The organism is Bradyrhizobium sp. SZCCHNPS1003 (genome assembly GCF_032381555.1).
Lineage (GTDB): Bacteria > Pseudomonadota > Alphaproteobacteria > Rhizobiales > Xanthobacteraceae > Bradyrhizobium.
Genome location: NZ_JAUHIU010000005.1, coordinates 11427 through 26712, shown reverse-complemented (window position 1 = coordinate 26712; position 15286 = coordinate 11427). Strand labels below are relative to the sequence as shown.

General features: G+C 66.4%; 11 protein-coding genes. 9 read left to right on the top strand and 2 right to left on the bottom strand.

All coding sequences use genetic code 11. The features are described from left to right. The first annotated feature begins 223 nt into the window (after positions 1–223). The gene (locus QX126_RS09825; protein WP_315780679.1) at positions 224–367 is read left to right on the top strand and encodes a hypothetical protein; all 144 of its coding nucleotides are present in this window, start codon (positions 224–226) and stop codon (positions 365–367) included. Between the two features lie 101 nt (positions 368–468). On the opposite strand, the gene QX126_RS09820 is transcribed toward QX126_RS09825, so the two are convergent. After that, on the bottom strand, positions 469–2082 hold the full coding sequence (locus QX126_RS09820; protein WP_315780677.1) for an ABC transporter substrate-binding protein: 1614 nt from the start codon (positions 2080–2082) through the stop codon (positions 469–471). A 269-nt stretch (positions 2083–2351) separates the two neighbouring features. On the opposite strand from QX126_RS09820, the gene QX126_RS09815 reads away from it, so the two are divergent. From QX126_RS09815 to QX126_RS09780, 8 genes are all read left to right on the top strand, one after another. After that, the gene (locus tag QX126_RS09815; RefSeq protein WP_315780675.1) at positions 2352–3482 is read left to right on the top strand and encodes a M20/M25/M40 family metallo-hydrolase; all 1131 of its coding nucleotides are present in this window, start codon (positions 2352–2354) and stop codon (positions 3480–3482) included. 391 nt (positions 3483–3873) lie between these two features. Then, positions 3874–4815, top strand: coding sequence for an ABC transporter permease (locus QX126_RS09810; RefSeq protein ID WP_315714710.1), 942 nt, complete (start codon positions 3874–3876; stop codon positions 4813–4815). 12 nt (positions 4816–4827) lie between these two features. Continuing rightward, the gene (locus tag QX126_RS09805; RefSeq protein WP_315714711.1) at positions 4828–5718 is read left to right on the top strand and encodes an ABC transporter permease; all 891 of its coding nucleotides are present in this window, start codon (positions 4828–4830) and stop codon (positions 5716–5718) included. Between the two features lie 111 nt (positions 5719–5829). Beyond that, a complete protein-coding gene (locus QX126_RS09800; RefSeq protein ID WP_315737468.1) occupies positions 5830–7476 on the top strand; it encodes an ABC transporter ATP-binding protein in 1647 nt (548 codons plus the stop codon). A 268-nt stretch (positions 7477–7744) separates the two neighbouring features. Then, positions 7745–9244, top strand: a complete 1500-nt coding sequence (locus QX126_RS09795) for a M81 family metallopeptidase (protein WP_315780674.1) — start codon at positions 7745–7747, stop codon at positions 9242–9244. Between the two features lie 20 nt (positions 9245–9264). Further along, complete coding sequence (locus QX126_RS09790; RefSeq protein WP_315780672.1) at positions 9265–10428, top strand: M20 aminoacylase family protein; 1164 nt, start codon at positions 9265–9267, stop codon at positions 10426–10428. A gap of 61 nt (positions 10429–10489) precedes the next feature. After that, positions 10490–11905: an amidase gene (locus QX126_RS09785; RefSeq protein WP_315780670.1), complete on the top strand. Its 1416-nt coding sequence runs from the start codon at positions 10490–10492 to the stop codon at positions 11903–11905. A 243-nt stretch (positions 11906–12148) separates the two neighbouring features. Beyond that, positions 12149–13039 (top strand): crotonase/enoyl-CoA hydratase family protein, encoded by an 891-nt coding sequence (locus QX126_RS09780; protein WP_315780668.1) that lies wholly within the window; start codon positions 12149–12151, stop codon positions 13037–13039. 190 nt (positions 13040–13229) lie between these two features. Here the strand turns inward: QX126_RS09780 and QX126_RS09775 are convergent, their stop codons facing one another. Continuing rightward, complete coding sequence (locus QX126_RS09775; RefSeq protein WP_315780666.1) at positions 13230–15269, bottom strand: methyl-accepting chemotaxis protein; 2040 nt, start codon at positions 15267–15269, stop codon at positions 13230–13232. Positions 15270–15286 lie beyond the last annotated feature (17 nt).

Below are 15286 nucleotides of genomic sequence, written 5' to 3'. Positions count from 1 at the left end.
ATACCGATCAAGGCCTGACGAGGCGTCTTGCGTCGCGTCTGCAAACGCGGAGCAAAGAGTCTCGGCAAGGAGACTTGCAGCAGTTCCATCGCAGGTCAATCGCCATGGGCGCATGGGTCACCGCATCGCACGGATGCACATAGCGCGGCTGCGACGATGGCGTCCCGCCATCTGGAACTCGGCTGCACCTGGTCCGTTATGCGCACCAGCAAGGAGCTTGACGATGCCGAATGAAGTCACCGAACCGCGGGATAATGGCCGACGTCCGACCGCACCTATCCGCACCGGCAAGACGCCACCCCAGGATCAAATCAGCCCGCCCTTGATGGTCGACGGCCTGGAAGCGGTCCGCGATCCGCACTGCTGAAGCGCGGCTTATGCACAAGGCGAGCGCAAGAACAAAAGAGAGACGCGGCGAAGTCTCCGCTTCACCGCGTCTCTCGTTGCGTCACGAGTTCGGCGCGCGGCCTACTCGCTCTTGTCGAAGTTCCAGAACACCGGCGTGGCCGGGCCGTCGAGCACTCCGGTCAGCGACTTCCGCCAGCCGCTCGGGAGCAAATACTGGCCGAGCGGGATGTAGATCACCTTCTCGTAGTTCTGCTTCTGGATCTCGGTGGCGATCTTCTTCTGCTCGTCCGGCGAGGAGGACCGCGCATAGGCGTCGCGCAGCTTCTCGATCTCGGCATCTTCGGCCCAGCCGAACCAGCCGCCCTTGGTGCCGCGGCCGCCGATCGACACGTTCGCCACGGGATTGGCGACGTCGGCGCCGACCCAGTTGGTGAAGAACATGTTCCAGCCGCCCTCCTTCACGGGCTTCTGGCTGGCCCGCCGTGTCACCACCGTCTGCCAGTCGGTGGCCTGCAGGTCGACCTTGAAGCCGGCCTCGCGCAACAGCTGCGCCGCCACCACGGGCTGCGCCTTCAAGGTGGTGACGTCGCCCGGCGCCATGATCGCGATCGGCGTGCCGTCATAGCCGGACTCGGCGAGTGCCTTCTTGGCTTCCGCCATGCCGTTGCCCTTGATCAGCGTCTCGGCGCCGACATCGGTCTCGAGCGGCGTGCCGCACACGAACACGGCGCCGCAGATCTTCTGATACTTGTCGTTGCCGACGAGCGCGTCGAGCACGTCCTTCTGGTTCAGCGCGAGGAAGGCCGCGCGGCGCACCTTCACGTTGTCGAACGGCGGGTTGAGGAAGTTCATGCGGCCGAGCGTCTGGTAGCCGAACTTGTTCAGCACGTCGATCTTGAGCTCGGAGTTCGACTCCAGCACCGGCAGCATGTCGTAGGGAAGGTTCTCCATGAAGTCGATGTCACCCGATTGCAGCGCGTTCACCGCGGTCTGTGCGTCCGGCATCGTGATCCACTCGACGCGGTCGACCTTCACCACCTTGCCGCCGGACGTCCAGCTCGCCGGCTCCTTGCGCGGCACGTAGTCGGTGTTCTTCTCGTACACCGCCTTCACGCCCGGCTGGAATTCCGCCTTGACGAATTTGAACGGGCCCGAGCCGATCTGCTCAGGAATCTGCTGGCCCTGCGGCGTCTCGGCGAGACGCTTCGGCATCATGAACGGCACCAGCGAGGACGGCTTGGCGATCGACTCCAGGACGAGTCCATAGGGCTCCTTCAACTTGAGCACGATGGTCTTGGCATCGGGCGCCTCCAGGCTCGCCGTGAAGTCCATCAGCTTCTGGCCCATGCCGTCGTTGCGGCCCCAGCGCTTCAGCGAAGCAACGCAGTCCTCGGCGGTCACCGGCGTGCCGTCATGCCATTTCAGGCCGTCGCGCAGGGTGAAGGTGTAGGTCAGCTTGTCGTCGGAGACCTTCCAGTCCGCCATCTGCGGCTGGACCTTGAAATTCGAATCGGTCGCCAGCAGCGTGTCGTAAACCATGTAGCCATGGTCACGGGTGATGTAGGCCGTCGTGAATCCGGGATCGATGACGCGCAGATCCGAATGCATCACCGCCGTGATCGTCTTCTTGCCGGCTGCGATGGCCTGGGTGCTCAGCGCCGTCGAGAGCGAAAGCACGGAAACGGCGAGGCTCGTCGCGAGCGTCAGACGTTTCCAGCGCGGGCTGTGGAACATTACGAGGTCTCCTGAGTGGATGGTTTGACCTGAAACTGATCAGATCCAGATCATTCGTTGGGCGTGCAGATCAATCCTTGTGCGAACTAACATGCTGTAAGTCGCAAGCTTTCGACAGTTGCAGAGGTCGCCTTTCGCGTCAATCCGCATTCAGCGCATGCGGCCCGTGGCTGACAATGCCGTTAACGTCTGCATAGCTTTCGCTTTACAAAGCGCGCCCGCCTGCGTCTCGTGTCATGAGATCGCGACAATGCCTTGAGAGAGCACCAATGAATCCAGCCCATCTTCCCTTTGATACCGAAATCATGCTGCAGGGCTTGCGCGGCTGGGTCGAGTGCGAAAGTCCGACCTGGGACGCCGCCGCGGTGGAGCGCATGCTGGATCTTGCCGCGCGCGACATGGCGACCCTGGGTGCGACGATCGAGCGCATCGCCGGGCGCCAGGGCTTCGCCGGCTGCGTGCGCGCCCGCTTCCCGCACCCGCGGCAGGGTGAGCCGGGCATCCTGATCGCCGGCCACATGGATACCGTTCACCCCGTCGGCACGCTGACCAAGCTGCCTTGGCGCCGCGAGGGCAACAAATGCTATGGGCCCGGCATCTGCGACATGAAGGGCGGCAACTATCTCACGCTGGAAGCGATCCGCCAGCTGATCAAGGCCTCCATTGCGACGCCGCTGCCGATCACCATCCTGTTCACGCCGGACGAGGAGGTCGGCACGCCTTCGACCCGCGACATCATCGAAGCCGAGGCGCAGCGCAACAAATACGTGCTGGTGCCCGAGCCGGGCCGTCAGGATAATGGCGTGGTGACCGGCCGCTACGCCATCGCCCGCTTCAATCTCGAGGCGATCGGGCGCCCGAGCCATGCCGGCGCTCGGCTCGGCGCGGGTCGTTCCGCCATCCGGGAAATGGCGCGACAGATCCTCGCCATCGACGGCATGACAACGGAGGACTGCACCTTCTCCGTCGGCATCGTTCATGGCGGCCAGTGGGTCAACTGCGTCGCCACCACCGCCACCGGCGAAGCGCTCAGCATGGCGAAACGGCAGGCCGACCTCGATCGCGGCGTGGAGCGCATGCTGTCCCTGTCCGGCACCACCGACGACGTGACCTTCAAGGTGACGCGCGGCGTGACGCGGCCGGTGTGGGAGCCGGATTCCGGAACCATGGCGCTGTACGAGAAGGCGCGCGGCATCGCTGAGCAGCTCGGCCTGTCGCTGCCGCACGGCTCGGCAGGCGGCGGCTCGGACGGCAACTTCACCGGCGCGCTCGGCATTCCGACCCTCGATGGCCTCGGGGTGCGCGGCACCGACATGCACACCCTGAACGAGCACATCGAGATCGACAGCCTTGCCGAGCGTGGCCGCCTGATGGCGGGGCTGCTCGCGACGCTCGACTAGATCGCGACACACGACGGCGCGTAGCCCGCATGAGCGCAAGCGAGATGCGGGTCCCGCTCGTCCGCGCGGTCGCTCCGCTCGCCCGGGCTACGCTGCGCAGCAGCACGGTTTCATTTTCCGGGACCTGCGCGGGGCGAGTGGACAATCACTCCGCAGCGCGCGCATGATGGCATGCGGCTTGCAAAGTTTCGCGCAAGGTTCGCCGCAAAAGTGCTGCGACATTGTTCGCATATGCGATGGTTCGCGCAGATCACGAACACCGTGTCGTCCCGTGTGCACGAGCAGATGAGCGAACACCGGAGACCTTGAAAGCGATGGATATCGGTGACATGCACACTCTCTCACGACGTTGCGCGCGTCGCCCCAGCACCATAAAGGCGGTTCTCTCGAGATGATCGGTTATCTGCTTCGCCGCATCCTCGCATCCATCCCCGTGATGGGCGTGGTGGCGCTGTTCGTCTTTCTCCTGCTGCGGCTGACGCCGGGCGATCCCGCCGCGATTCTCGCCGGCGACAACGCGACCCCTGAGCAGCTCGAGCGCATCCGCACCACGCTCGGACTGAACGAGCCGCTCTACATCCAGTTCATCACCTGGATCAATCAGCTGCTGCATGGCGATCTCGGCGTATCGCTGATCTCCAAGGTGCCGGTGCTGCAGATGATCGGCCAGCGCATCGAGCCGTCGATCTCGGTCGCGATCTCGACCATCATCCTGTCGATCCTCGTCGCCGTCCCGCTCGGCGTCATCGCGGCCTGGAAGCACGGCACCTGGATCGACCGTTTCGTGATGGCGCTTTCGGTGATCGGCTTCTCGGTGCCGGTATTCGTCATCGGCTACATCCTGATCCAGTTGTTCGCGATCAACCTGCGCTGGGTCCCTGTCCAGGGCTTCAAGAGTCTCAGCGCCGGCTTCGGCCCGTTCTTCGAGCGCATCATCCTGCCGACCTGCGCATTGTCCTTCATCTACGTCGCGCTGATCGCGCGCATGACGCGCGCCGCGATGCTCGACGTGCTCGGCGAGGACTTCGTGCGCACCGCGCGCGCCAAGGGCGTCAGCGAGATCGCGGTGCTGTTGCGCCACGCGTTGCGAAATGCGGCCGTGCCCGTCATCACCGTGATCGGCTCCGGCTTCGCGCTGTTGATCTCCGGCGTCGTGGTCACCGAGAGCGTGTTCAACCTGCCCGGCATCGGCCGCCTCACCGTCGACGCCGTGCTGGCGCGCGACTATCCGGTCATCCAGGGCATGATCCTTCTCACCTCGTTCATCTATCTCGCGGTCAATCTCCTGATCGACCTCGCCTACACCCTGCTCGATCCACGCATCCGCTACTGAGGCCCTCATCCGATGGCGATCGTTACCACCCCTGAGCCGTCGATCCCGGTCACCACGCGACTGGGTCCCCGGTTCGGCTTTCTCACCTCGACCCCGATCATCGCCGTGGCGACCGTCTGCCTGTCGCTCATCGTGCTGATCTCGATCCTGGCACCGCTGCTGGCGCCGCACGATCCCGTGCTGCTCGCTCCGGCGCAGCGGCTCAAGCCGTCGAGCGCGCAACACCTCCTCGGCACCGACGCCTATGGCCGCGACCTGTTGTCGCGCACGATCTATGGCGGCCGCATCTCGCTTCTGGTCGGCGTCGGCGCCGCGATCATCTCGATCGCGATCGGGCTCGTGATCGGCCTCGTCTCCGGCTTCTTCCGCTGGGTGGACGCCATCCTGATGCGCGTGATGGACGGCCTGATGGCGATCCCGAGCATCCTGCTCGCCATCGCCGTCGTCTCGCTGTCGGGCGCCAGCGTCGGCACCGTGATGATCGCGATCACCATCGTCGAGATCCCGCGCGTCGCGCGCCTGGTTCGCTCGGTCGTGCTGACGGCACGCGAGGAGCCCTATGTCGAAGCTGCGATTTCATTGGGCACGTCGATGCCCAAGATCATGTGGCGGCATCTGATGCCGAACACGATCGCGCCGCTGATCGTCCAGGGCACCTACATCTGCGCCGCCGCCATTCTCACCGAGGCGATCCTGTCGTTTCTCGGCGCCGGCATCAGCCCGGAGACGCCGACCTGGGGCAACATCATGGCCGAGGGCCGCTCCTACTTCCAGATCAAGCCATCGCTGATCTTCTGGCCCGGCCTGTTGCTGTCGATCGCCATCCTCTCGATCAACCTGATCGGCGACGCTGCGCGCGACGCGCTCGACCCGCGCATGAAGCAGCGCGAGGCCGGCAAGTGACAATGGTTTTTCGTCATCGCGAGCGAAGCGACGCGATCCAGGGGCCGCACCCGGAGCTCTGGATTGCTTCGTCGCTATCGCTCCTCGCAATGACGGTGGAGAAATGAACACATGACCGACACCATCCTCGACATCGACAATCTCGTCGTCACCGTCGGCAAGACGAAGAACCCGAACGGCCCGCGCATCATCGACGGCGTCTCGATCAAGGTCGAAAAGGGCGAGACGCTCTGCGTCGTCGGCGAAAGCGGCTCCGGCAAATCGGTGACGTCGCTGACCACCATGGGCCTGTTGCCGAAGAACGCGCTGCATGCCGTCGGCGGCAGCGTCAAGCTGGTCGGCGAAGAGCTGCTCACCGCGAGCGATCGCCGGCTGCGCGAGCTGCGCGCCACCCGGATGGCGATGATCTTCCAGGAGCCGATGACCGCGCTCAATCCGGTCGTGCCGGTGGGCCGCCAGATCGACGAGGTGCTGCGCGCGCATACGTCCCTCGATGCGCGCACGCGGCGCAAGCGCATCCTCGACATGATGGAGCAGGTCCACCTGCCCGACGTCGAGCGCATTTTCGGCTCCTATCCCCATCGCCTGTCCGGCGGCCAGCGCCAGCGCATCATGATCGCGATGGCGCTGGTGCTCGAGCCGAAACTCCTGATCGCCGACGAGCCGACCACCGCACTCGACGTCACCACGCAGAAGCAGATCCTCTCGCTGATCCGCGAGTTGCAGCGCGATCACGGCACCGCCGTGCTGTTCATCACCCACGACATGGGCGTGGTCGCCGAGATCGCCGATCGCGTCTCGGTGATGCGCCAGGGACGCTTGGTCGAGACCGGCGCGCTCGACAAGATCCTGCGGGCGCCCGAGATGGACTACACGCGCAACCTGCTCGCTTCCGTGCCCAGCCTGATCCCGCGTCCGCCGCGGCCGGACAGCACCGAGCCGGTGGTGCTGGAGACCAACGAGCTCGGCAAGGTCTATCGCGAGCGTTCGTTCCTCGGCAAAGCGCGCGAAGTCGTCGCCGCGCAGAACGTCACGCTCACCCTGCGCAAGGGCCGCACGCTCGGCATCGTCGGCGAAAGCGGCTCCGGCAAGTCGACGGTGGCCCGCTGCATCGTCCGGCTGATCGATCCGACCTCCGGCGGCGTCCGCCTCGCCGGCCATGAGATCTCGATCCTGACCCGCCGGCTGCTGCAGCCGCATCGCAAGCGGATCCAGATCGTGTTCCAGGATCCCTACCGCTCGCTCAACCCGCGGCTGACCGTCGGTGAAAGCATCGCCGAGGGACCGGTCAACTACGGCACCTCGCATGACAAGGCGATGGCGCGGGCGCGCGAGCTGCTCGAGCTGGTCGGCCTGCCCGCGGACGCGATCTCACGCTACCCGCACCAGTTCTCCGGCGGCCAGCGCCAGCGCATCGCTATCGCCCGCGCGCTCGCGCTCGATCCCGACGTGCTGGTCGCGGATGAAGCGGTGTCTGCGCTCGACGTCTCGGTACAGGCGCAGGTGCTGGAGCTGCTCGACGAGATCCAGCGCCGGCTCGGCATCGCCATCCTGTTCATCACGCATGACCTGCGCGTTGCCGCGCAGATCTGCGACGACGTCGTCGTGATGCAGAAAGGGCGCATAGTCGAACAGGGTCCGGCCGGCGAGATCCTGACGCATCCGAAGGAAGCCTACACGCGCGCGCTGCTCGAAGCGGCGCCGGGACGGAACTGGGACTTCGCCAACTTCCGGCCGGTGTCGGAAGCAGTGGCGTAGCAACGCCACCCACCGCCGTCGCGGCAAGCGGTGAAGCAATCCAGACTGGATATCTAGACGGATCCTGGCTTGCTTCGCAGCGAAGCAATCCAGGCGGCCCGGGGACTCTGAACTGCGTCGCTGAGCCGGCAAGGACCCACGACGAGACGCCACCGCGCCAACGCGCCGTCATCGTGGCCCGCATGCAAAACGGCATCGCTCGATCGCTTGCGTGGGCCGCGATACGCGGTCTAACGTCATCGCACCACCAACAGCCTGAGGCGGAGTGATGACGCGCGTCGCGATCGGCGGCTTTCTGCACGAGACCAATACATTCGCACCGACGAAAGCGGACTACGACGCGTTCATGCATGGCGGCGGCCGCGCATCGATCGCCGATGCGGCCTCCGTGCTCACGACGATGCGCGGCATCAATGCCGGCCAGGCCGGCTTCATGGCGGTCGCGGAAGCCAACGGCTGGGACGTCGTGCCCACCATCGCCTGCGCGGCGAGTCCCTCGGCGCATGTCACCAGGGACGCGTTCGAGCGCATCACGACCGTGATGGTCGAGCGCATCAAGGCCGCCGGCCCGCTCGACGGCGTCTATCTCGATCTGCACGGCGCGATGGTGGCCGAGCATCTTGACGACGGCGAAGGCGAGATCCTGGCGCGCGTGCGCAAGGTCATCGGCCCGAACGTGCCGCTGGTCGCGAGCCTCGATCTGCATGCCAACGTCACGCCCGAGATGATGGCACATGCCGATGCGCTGATCGCCTACCGGAAATATCCGCACACCGACATGGCCGACACCGGCCGCGCCAGCGCCGAGCATCTCTCCCTGCTGCTGCGCGCAAAGGCGCCGCTGGCGAAAGCCTTCCGGCAATTGCCGTTCCTGATCCCGATCAGCTGGCAATGCACCAACGACCAGCCCACCAAAGGCATCTACGAGAAGCTTGCGGCGCTGCAGAGCGAGGCCGTGCCGACGCTGTCGTTCGCGCCCGGCTTTCCCGCCGCCGATTTCGCGCATTGCGGCCCGAGCGTGTTCGCCTATGGCCGGACGCAGGCCGACGCGGACGCCGCGGCGGATGCGATCGCGGCGATCGTCGCGGGCCACGAGGATGATTTCGACGGCCGCATCTACACGCCCGATGACGGCGTGCGTCATGCCATGACGCTGGCGCAGACGGCGACGCGTCCGATCGTGATCGCCGACACCCAGGACAATCCCGGCGCGGGCGGCGATTCCGATACGACCGGCATGCTGCGCGCGCTGGTGCGCAATCGCGCCAGCCGCGCCGCGATCGGCATGATCTACGATCCGCAAGCGGCGATCGCCGCGCATGCGGCCGGCGAAGGGGCCACCGTGACGCTGTCGCTCGGCGGCAAGAGCGGCATTCCCGGCGATGCGCCGTTCGAGGAGAGCTTCATCGTCGAGAAAATCTCCGACGGCCGCTTCGTCGCACCCGGCCCGTTCTACGGCGGCCGCAAGATGGAAATGGGACCGTCAGCGTGCTTGCGCATTGGCGATGTCCGCGTCGTCGTGGCCTCGCACAAGTCCCAGCTTGCCGACCAGGAGATGTACCGCTTCGTCGGCATCGAGCCGACCGCGCAGGCGATCCTGGTCAACAAGAGCTCGGTGCATTTCCGCGCCGATTTCGAACCGATCGCCGAGCATCTCCTGATCTGCGCCGCGCCCGGCGCGATGCCCGCCGATCCCTCCACCCTGCCCTGGACCAGCCTGCGTCCGGGCATCCGCCTCAAGCCGAACGGCCCAGCGTTCGAAGCTTAACCTGACAACGGAAACGCCCCATGCCCACCATCGATCGCATCCAGGCTTACGCCGACGAACTCACCGCCATCCGCCGCGACCTGCACGCGCATCCGGAGATCGGCTTCGAGGAGACGCGCACCTCCGGCATCGTCGCCGAGAAGCTCGCGCAATGGGGCATCGAGGTGCATCGCGGCCTCGGCGGCACCGGGGTGATCGGCGTGCTCAAGGGCAAGAACGACAGCGGCAGGAAGATCGGCCTGCGCGCCGACATGGATGCGCTGCCGATGGAGGAGAATACGAACCTGCCGTGGCGCTCGACCATCCCCGGCCGTTTCCACGGCTGCGGCCATGACGGCCACACCACGATGCTGCTCGGCACCGCGCGCTATCTCGCCGAGACCCGCAACTTCGACGGCACCGTGCACTTCATCTTCCAGCCGGCGGAGGAAGGCCTCGGCGGCGCACGCGCGATGATCAAGGACGGCCTGTTCCAGAAGTTTCCCTGCGACGAGCTCTACGGCCTGCACAACGCGCCCGACCTGGAGCATGGCGAGATCGCGATCCTGCCCGGTCCGGCCATGGCCGGCGCCGATTTCTTCGACATCCGCATCTCCGGTTACGGCGCCCATGGCGCGATGCCCGAGCGCTCCAAGGACGCGGTGGTGATCGCGACCAGCGTGGCGCAGGCGATCCAGACCATCGTCAGCCGCAATGTCGAACCGCTGCAGGCGGCCGTTGTCTCGATCACGCAGATCCATGCCGGCTCGGCCTACAACGTCATTCCCGGCGATGCCTGGCTGTGCGGCACCGTGCGCGCGTTCTCGGACCCCGTGCGCGCGCTGGTGCGCGAGCGCATGCGCGCGATCTGCGCCGGCATGGCGGCCGCCTTCAATTGCGAGATCGATGTCGACATCCGCGACACGTTCAGCGTGCTGGTGAACCAGGAGGAGCAGTCCAAGGTCGTCGAGCAGGTCGCGCGCACCGTGGTCGAGCCGTCCAAGGTGCTGACCCGCTCGACGCCGAAGATGGGCAGCGAGGATTTCGCCGACATGCTGCAGACGATTCCGGGCGCCTATTTCTGGGTCGGCCATGACGGCTCGGTGCCGGTGCACAATCCCGGCTACGTGCTCGACGACAAGATCCTGCCGATCGGCGCCAGCATGTTCGCCCGCATCATCGAGACTCGTCTGCCGGCAGCTTAGCGCTGATCTACGTCAATGAGCGGGCGCGAATTGATATGAACTTCGGCAACGGAGCACCAGCATGCATAAGCCCGCCTCTGACGACATCACGTCGCTGCACGATCTCTCCGCCGTCGACCTGATCGCCGGCTATCGCGCGCGCCAGTTCTCGCCGTCCGAGGTGATGGACGACGTGCTGGCGCATGTCGCAGTGTGGGAGCCGCATATCAAGGCGCTGTATCTGCTCGATGTCGACGGGGCGCGGGCGGAAGCGAAGGCCTCGACCGAGCGTTGGGCCAAGGACGAGCCGGCAGGCGTCCTCGACGGCGTGCCGGCGACGGTGAAGGACAACATCGCCACCAAGGGCCAGCCGATGCCGCTCGGCGCAGCCAGCGTCACGCGCGCGCCGCTGGCGGCCGACGCGCCGCCGGTGGCGCGGCTGCGCGAGGCCGGTGCGATCATCTTCGCCAAGACCACGATGCCCGACTACGGCATGCTGTCGTCGGGCCTGTCAAGCTTCCATCCGCTGACGCGCAATCCGTGGGACCTGCGGATGAACCCCGGCGGCTCCAGCGCCGGCGCGGGTGCCGCGGCCGCAGCCGGCTATGGCCCGCTGCATGTCGGCACCGACATCGGCGGCTCGATCCGGCTGCCCGCGTCGTGGTGCGGTCTCGTCGGCCTCAAGCCGAGCTTCGGCCGCGTGCCGATCGATCCGCCCTATGTCGGCCGCGTCGCCGGGCCGATGACGCGCATCGTCGACGACGCAGCGCTGATGATGAGCGTGCTGTCGAAGCCCGACCGCCGCGACGGCACCAGCCTGCCGCCATCGGACCTGCACTGGAAGGTCGCGGAGAAGCCGGTGCGCAAGCTGCGCATCGGCGTGATGCTCGATCTCGGCGACGTCGGCCAGGCGCTCGAGGAGCCGGTGCGTACGACGACGCTGGCGGCCGCAAAAGCCTTCGAATCCGCAGGTGCCGTCATCAGCGAGGTGAAGGGCTTCCTCACCCGCGAGATGCTCGACGGTCTCGACAATTTCTGGCGTGCGCGGCTGTGGGACGATCTGGCGCGGCTCGCGCCCGACGTTCGTGCCAAGACCCTGCCCTACATCCTGCAATGGGCCGAGCGCGGCGCCGCGCTGTCGGGCGTCGAGGTCATCAGGGGCTTCAACGTCACGATGACCCTGCGCGCCGCCGCAGCAAGACTGTTCTGCGACTATGACTACATCATCTCTCCGACCTCGCCCGGCGTGAAATTCCCCGCCGAGTTCGCCTCGCCGCTCAACGATCCTCAGAAGCCGTTCGAGCACATCACCTACACCGTGCCGTGGAACATGTCGGAGAACCCGGCGATCTCAGTCAATGCCGGCTACGACGCCGACGGCTTCCCGATCGGCCTGCAGATCATCGGCCGCCGCTTCGACGACGTCGGCGTGCTCGGGATGGCGAAGACGTTCGAAGGATTGCGCAGCGAGCAGCGGCCGTGGCCGGTGGCGCCCTGACGGATTCGTAGGATGGGCAAAGGCGCGTACACGGCGCTATCCACGCTCACCGCTGCTGACGGGCGCCGTGCCCACCGCCGGACCATCGGTGAAAATGGTGGGCACGTCGCCGCGCGCGATGCGCGCCGCGCCTTTGCCCACCCTACGGAATACCATACGCACTTGCCGCATGGCCTGATGCTTGCGCATCGGTCCGGAATGACGTTTCTAACAACGAGAACAATAACACATCAGGAAACACCCATGGCGTATCAGACCATTCTCTACGACGTCGCCGACAAGATCCTCACCATCACGCTGAACCGGCCGGAGAAGCTCAACGCCTTCACCGGCACCATGATGGAAGAGCTGATCGACGCCTTCGATCGCGCCGACAAGGATGACGGCGTCAGGGCGATCATCGTCACCGGAGCGGGCCGCGCCTTCTGCGCCGGAGCCGACCTCTCCTCCGGCGCCGACACGTTCGATCGCGATGCCAGGCGCGGGCCGGTGAAGCGCTACGCCGATGGCCGCGTCGACTATTCTGATCCGCAGGTGCGCGACGGCGGCGGCCAGGTGACGTTGCGCATCTTCAAGTCGCTGAAGCCGGTCATCGCCGCGGTGAACGGCCCGGCCGTCGGCATCGGTGTCACCATGCAGCTCGCGATGGACATCCGCATCGCCTCGGAGGGCGCGCGGTTCGGCTTCGTGTTCTCCCAGCGCGGCATCGTGCCGGAGGCGGCGTCGAGCTGGTTCCTGCCGCGCATCGTCGGCATCTCGCAGGCGCTGGAATGGTGCTACACCGGCCGCGTGTTTCCGGCGCAGGAAGCGCTCGCCGGCCGTCTCGTCAGCAAGGTGGTGCCGCCGGAGGAACTATTGCCCACCGCGCGCGCCCTGGCGCGCGAGATCGCAGACAAGACCGCGCCGGTGTCGATCGCGCTGATCCGTCAGATGATGTGGCGCATGATGGGCGCCGACGATCCGATGGAGGCGCACAAGGTCGACAGCCGCGGCATCTACGCGCGCGGCCGCTCCGACGACGTCAAGGAAGGCGTGGTGTCGTTCCTGGAGAAGCGCCCGGCGCAGTTCAAGAACACCGTCACCGCCGACATGCCGGACTATTTCCCGTGGTGGGACGAGCGCGAGTATAAATAGAACGCTGTCATCCCGGACAAGCGCGCGGCACGCGCGCGCCGATCCGGGATCAATAGCCACCGGATGCCGTTTGGCGAAGAACGACGTCCAGGGTGCCGCACGATGGATCACGCGGTATGGGTCCCGGCGCGGAGGCCGGGACGACAGCGAGTGGCGCCCCGCGTCGGCCAGTCACATCGCGTGAGATCGCTCACGCCGCCTTGATGCCGCGAATGAAGTCATCGACATGGCGGCGCATGCTCTCGGACTGGCGCAGCAGCTCCGCCGACGCCCCGAGCACTTGGCTGGCGGTGACGCCGGACTCGTTTGCGGCGGCCGTGACCTGCTGGATGTTCTGCGAAATCTCGTCGGTCCCCTTGGCCGCGTGCTGGACGTTGCGCGCCATCTCGCGCGTGGCCGCGCCCTGCTCCTCGACGGCATTCGCGATCGACGACGCGATCTCGTTCAGCTCGCCGATGGTCGTGGTGATGCCGCGGATGGCCCGGACGGCCTCACTCGACACCTCCTGCATTCCGGAGATCTGCGCGCGGATCTCGCCCGTCGCCTTGGCGGTCTGCTCGGCGAGCAGCTTCACCTCGCCGGCGACGACGGCAAAGCCGCGGCCGGCTTCGCCCGCCCGCGCGGCCTCGATGGTCGCATTGAGCGCGAGAAGGTTGGTCTGGCCGGCAATGTCGCTGATCAGCCGCACGATGTCGCCGATCCGTTCGGCCATGCTGGAAAGGCCCTGCACGGTCTCGTTGGTCCGCTGCCCTTCCGCGGCCGCCTTCTGCGCCATGTCGGCCGACTGCGTCACCTGACCGCCGATGCCCGCGACCGAGCTCGACAGCTGGTCCGTCGCCGCGGCCATCGTCTGCATGTTGCTCGATGCGGCCTCGGTCGCCTGCGCGACGCTGCTCGCTTCACTGCAGGTCCTGCTCGCCGTCCGGTTCATCACGGCGGCCGTCGATTCAAGCTGTGCCGAGGCTGAGATCACGCTATCGATCACGGCCGCGATATCGCCGCTGAAACGGTCGGTCAGCTCGCCGACGCGCTTGGCTTTTTCGGCGCGCTGGCTCATCGCTTCCGCATCCCTGGCGGCGAGCTCGGCGCCATGAATCATGTTCTCCTTGAAGACCTGCACTGCCCTCGCCATCAGGCCGACCTCGTCGCGCCGATCGACCGCATCGATCGCGGTGCTCACATCGCCCTTCGCCAGCCGCGTCATCGTATCGGCCAGCGCGTTGATCGGCCCGGTGATGCTGCGCGCCAGCGCGACGACGATCGCGAGGCTCAGCGCCAAGGCGAGCAGCAGCAGCACGCCGACGGCGGCGAGGCTGGCCGTGGCCGCGGCCTGCTTGCCGGCCATCAGCTCCGACAGCTCAACGGCCAGAGCGTCTTCGACCTGCTTCAGGAGATCGATCCGCAGCGTGGCCGCATCGAACCAGGCTTTGCTCGCGAGCCCTTTGAAATCACCACTGACGCCGCCCTGCTCCACCACCTTGCGCATGGCAACGACGCCGTCGATCGCCGGCCCGGTCATCGCCGCATCGAACGCCGCGCGCGCTCTCGCCGAGACGGCGGCGCGAAATGCCGCGAAATAACTGTCCTGTGCTGCAGCCAGCCCTATTGCACGCGCATAGGCGGCCTGCTCGAAGCGACCGGCGGCAAGGCCTCCCGCCACGACGGCGCGCTCCAGGCCGGCGCGCTCCTTGCCTTCCGTCAGGTTGCCATAGGCGATGATCGCCTTGGAGATGTCGTCATCATCGCTCAGCGTCGACATGCTGCTGATCAGACTGGTCAGCCGGGCGACAATCTCGGTGAGAGCGCTGACGGCCGCCGCCGGCGTTATGGCTTGCGCGTCGATATCGCCGCGATGGCGATCGAGCTGCGCCAACGCCTGATCGCTGGCTTGCGCCGCCTCGGCCAGCGCGCCGCTCCGGCGCAGCCCGTCCAGCGCGGTGACCGCATGCGCGCGCTCGCCGTCGGTCAGCCTGCGCTGCTGATCCAGCTCGGCGCGCATCTGCGTGCCCTTGCTGCTGAGAAACGCCGACGACATGCCGCGCTCACGCTGCAGCTCATGAACGAAACGGCTGAGCTTGCCGACGGCTTCCGCCACCGGCTGCATGTGCATCATCTCGACGCGCACCGCCCATTTCGTGGAGATCTCGTAGGCCGCCAACGCAGCCAATGTGAGGATGGGCAGCAATGCAGACAGGGCAATGCGGTGAAGTATCTTCGACGTCTTCAACATGATCGGCCTCAACCTGT

Bases quoted from the DNA above. Each gene is read 5' to 3' on its own strand.
- QX126_RS09825 (WP_315780679.1), top strand. From the start codon at position 224: ATGCCGAATGAAGTCACCGAACCGCGGGATAATGGCCGACGTCCGACC.
- QX126_RS09820 (WP_315780677.1), bottom strand. From the start codon at position 2,082: ATGTTCCACAGCCCGCGCTGGAAACGTCTGACGCTCGCGACGAGCCTC.
- QX126_RS09815 (WP_315780675.1), top strand. From the start codon at position 2,352: ATGAATCCAGCCCATCTTCCCTTTGATACCGAAATCATGCTGCAGGGC.
- QX126_RS09810 (WP_315714710.1), top strand. From the start codon at position 3,874: ATGATCGGTTATCTGCTTCGCCGCATCCTCGCATCCATCCCCGTGATG.
- QX126_RS09805 (WP_315714711.1), top strand. From the start codon at position 4,828: ATGGCGATCGTTACCACCCCTGAGCCGTCGATCCCGGTCACCACGCGA.
- QX126_RS09800 (WP_315737468.1), top strand. From the start codon at position 5,830: ATGACCGACACCATCCTCGACATCGACAATCTCGTCGTCACCGTCGGC.
- QX126_RS09795 (WP_315780674.1), top strand. From the start codon at position 7,745: ATGACGCGCGTCGCGATCGGCGGCTTTCTGCACGAGACCAATACATTC.
- QX126_RS09790 (WP_315780672.1), top strand. From the start codon at position 9,265: ATGCCCACCATCGATCGCATCCAGGCTTACGCCGACGAACTCACCGCC.
- QX126_RS09785 (WP_315780670.1), top strand. From the start codon at position 10,490: ATGCATAAGCCCGCCTCTGACGACATCACGTCGCTGCACGATCTCTCC.
- QX126_RS09780 (WP_315780668.1), top strand. From the start codon at position 12,149: ATGGCGTATCAGACCATTCTCTACGACGTCGCCGACAAGATCCTCACC.
- QX126_RS09775 (WP_315780666.1), bottom strand. From the start codon at position 15,269: ATGTTGAAGACGTCGAAGATACTTCACCGCATTGCCCTGTCTGCATTG.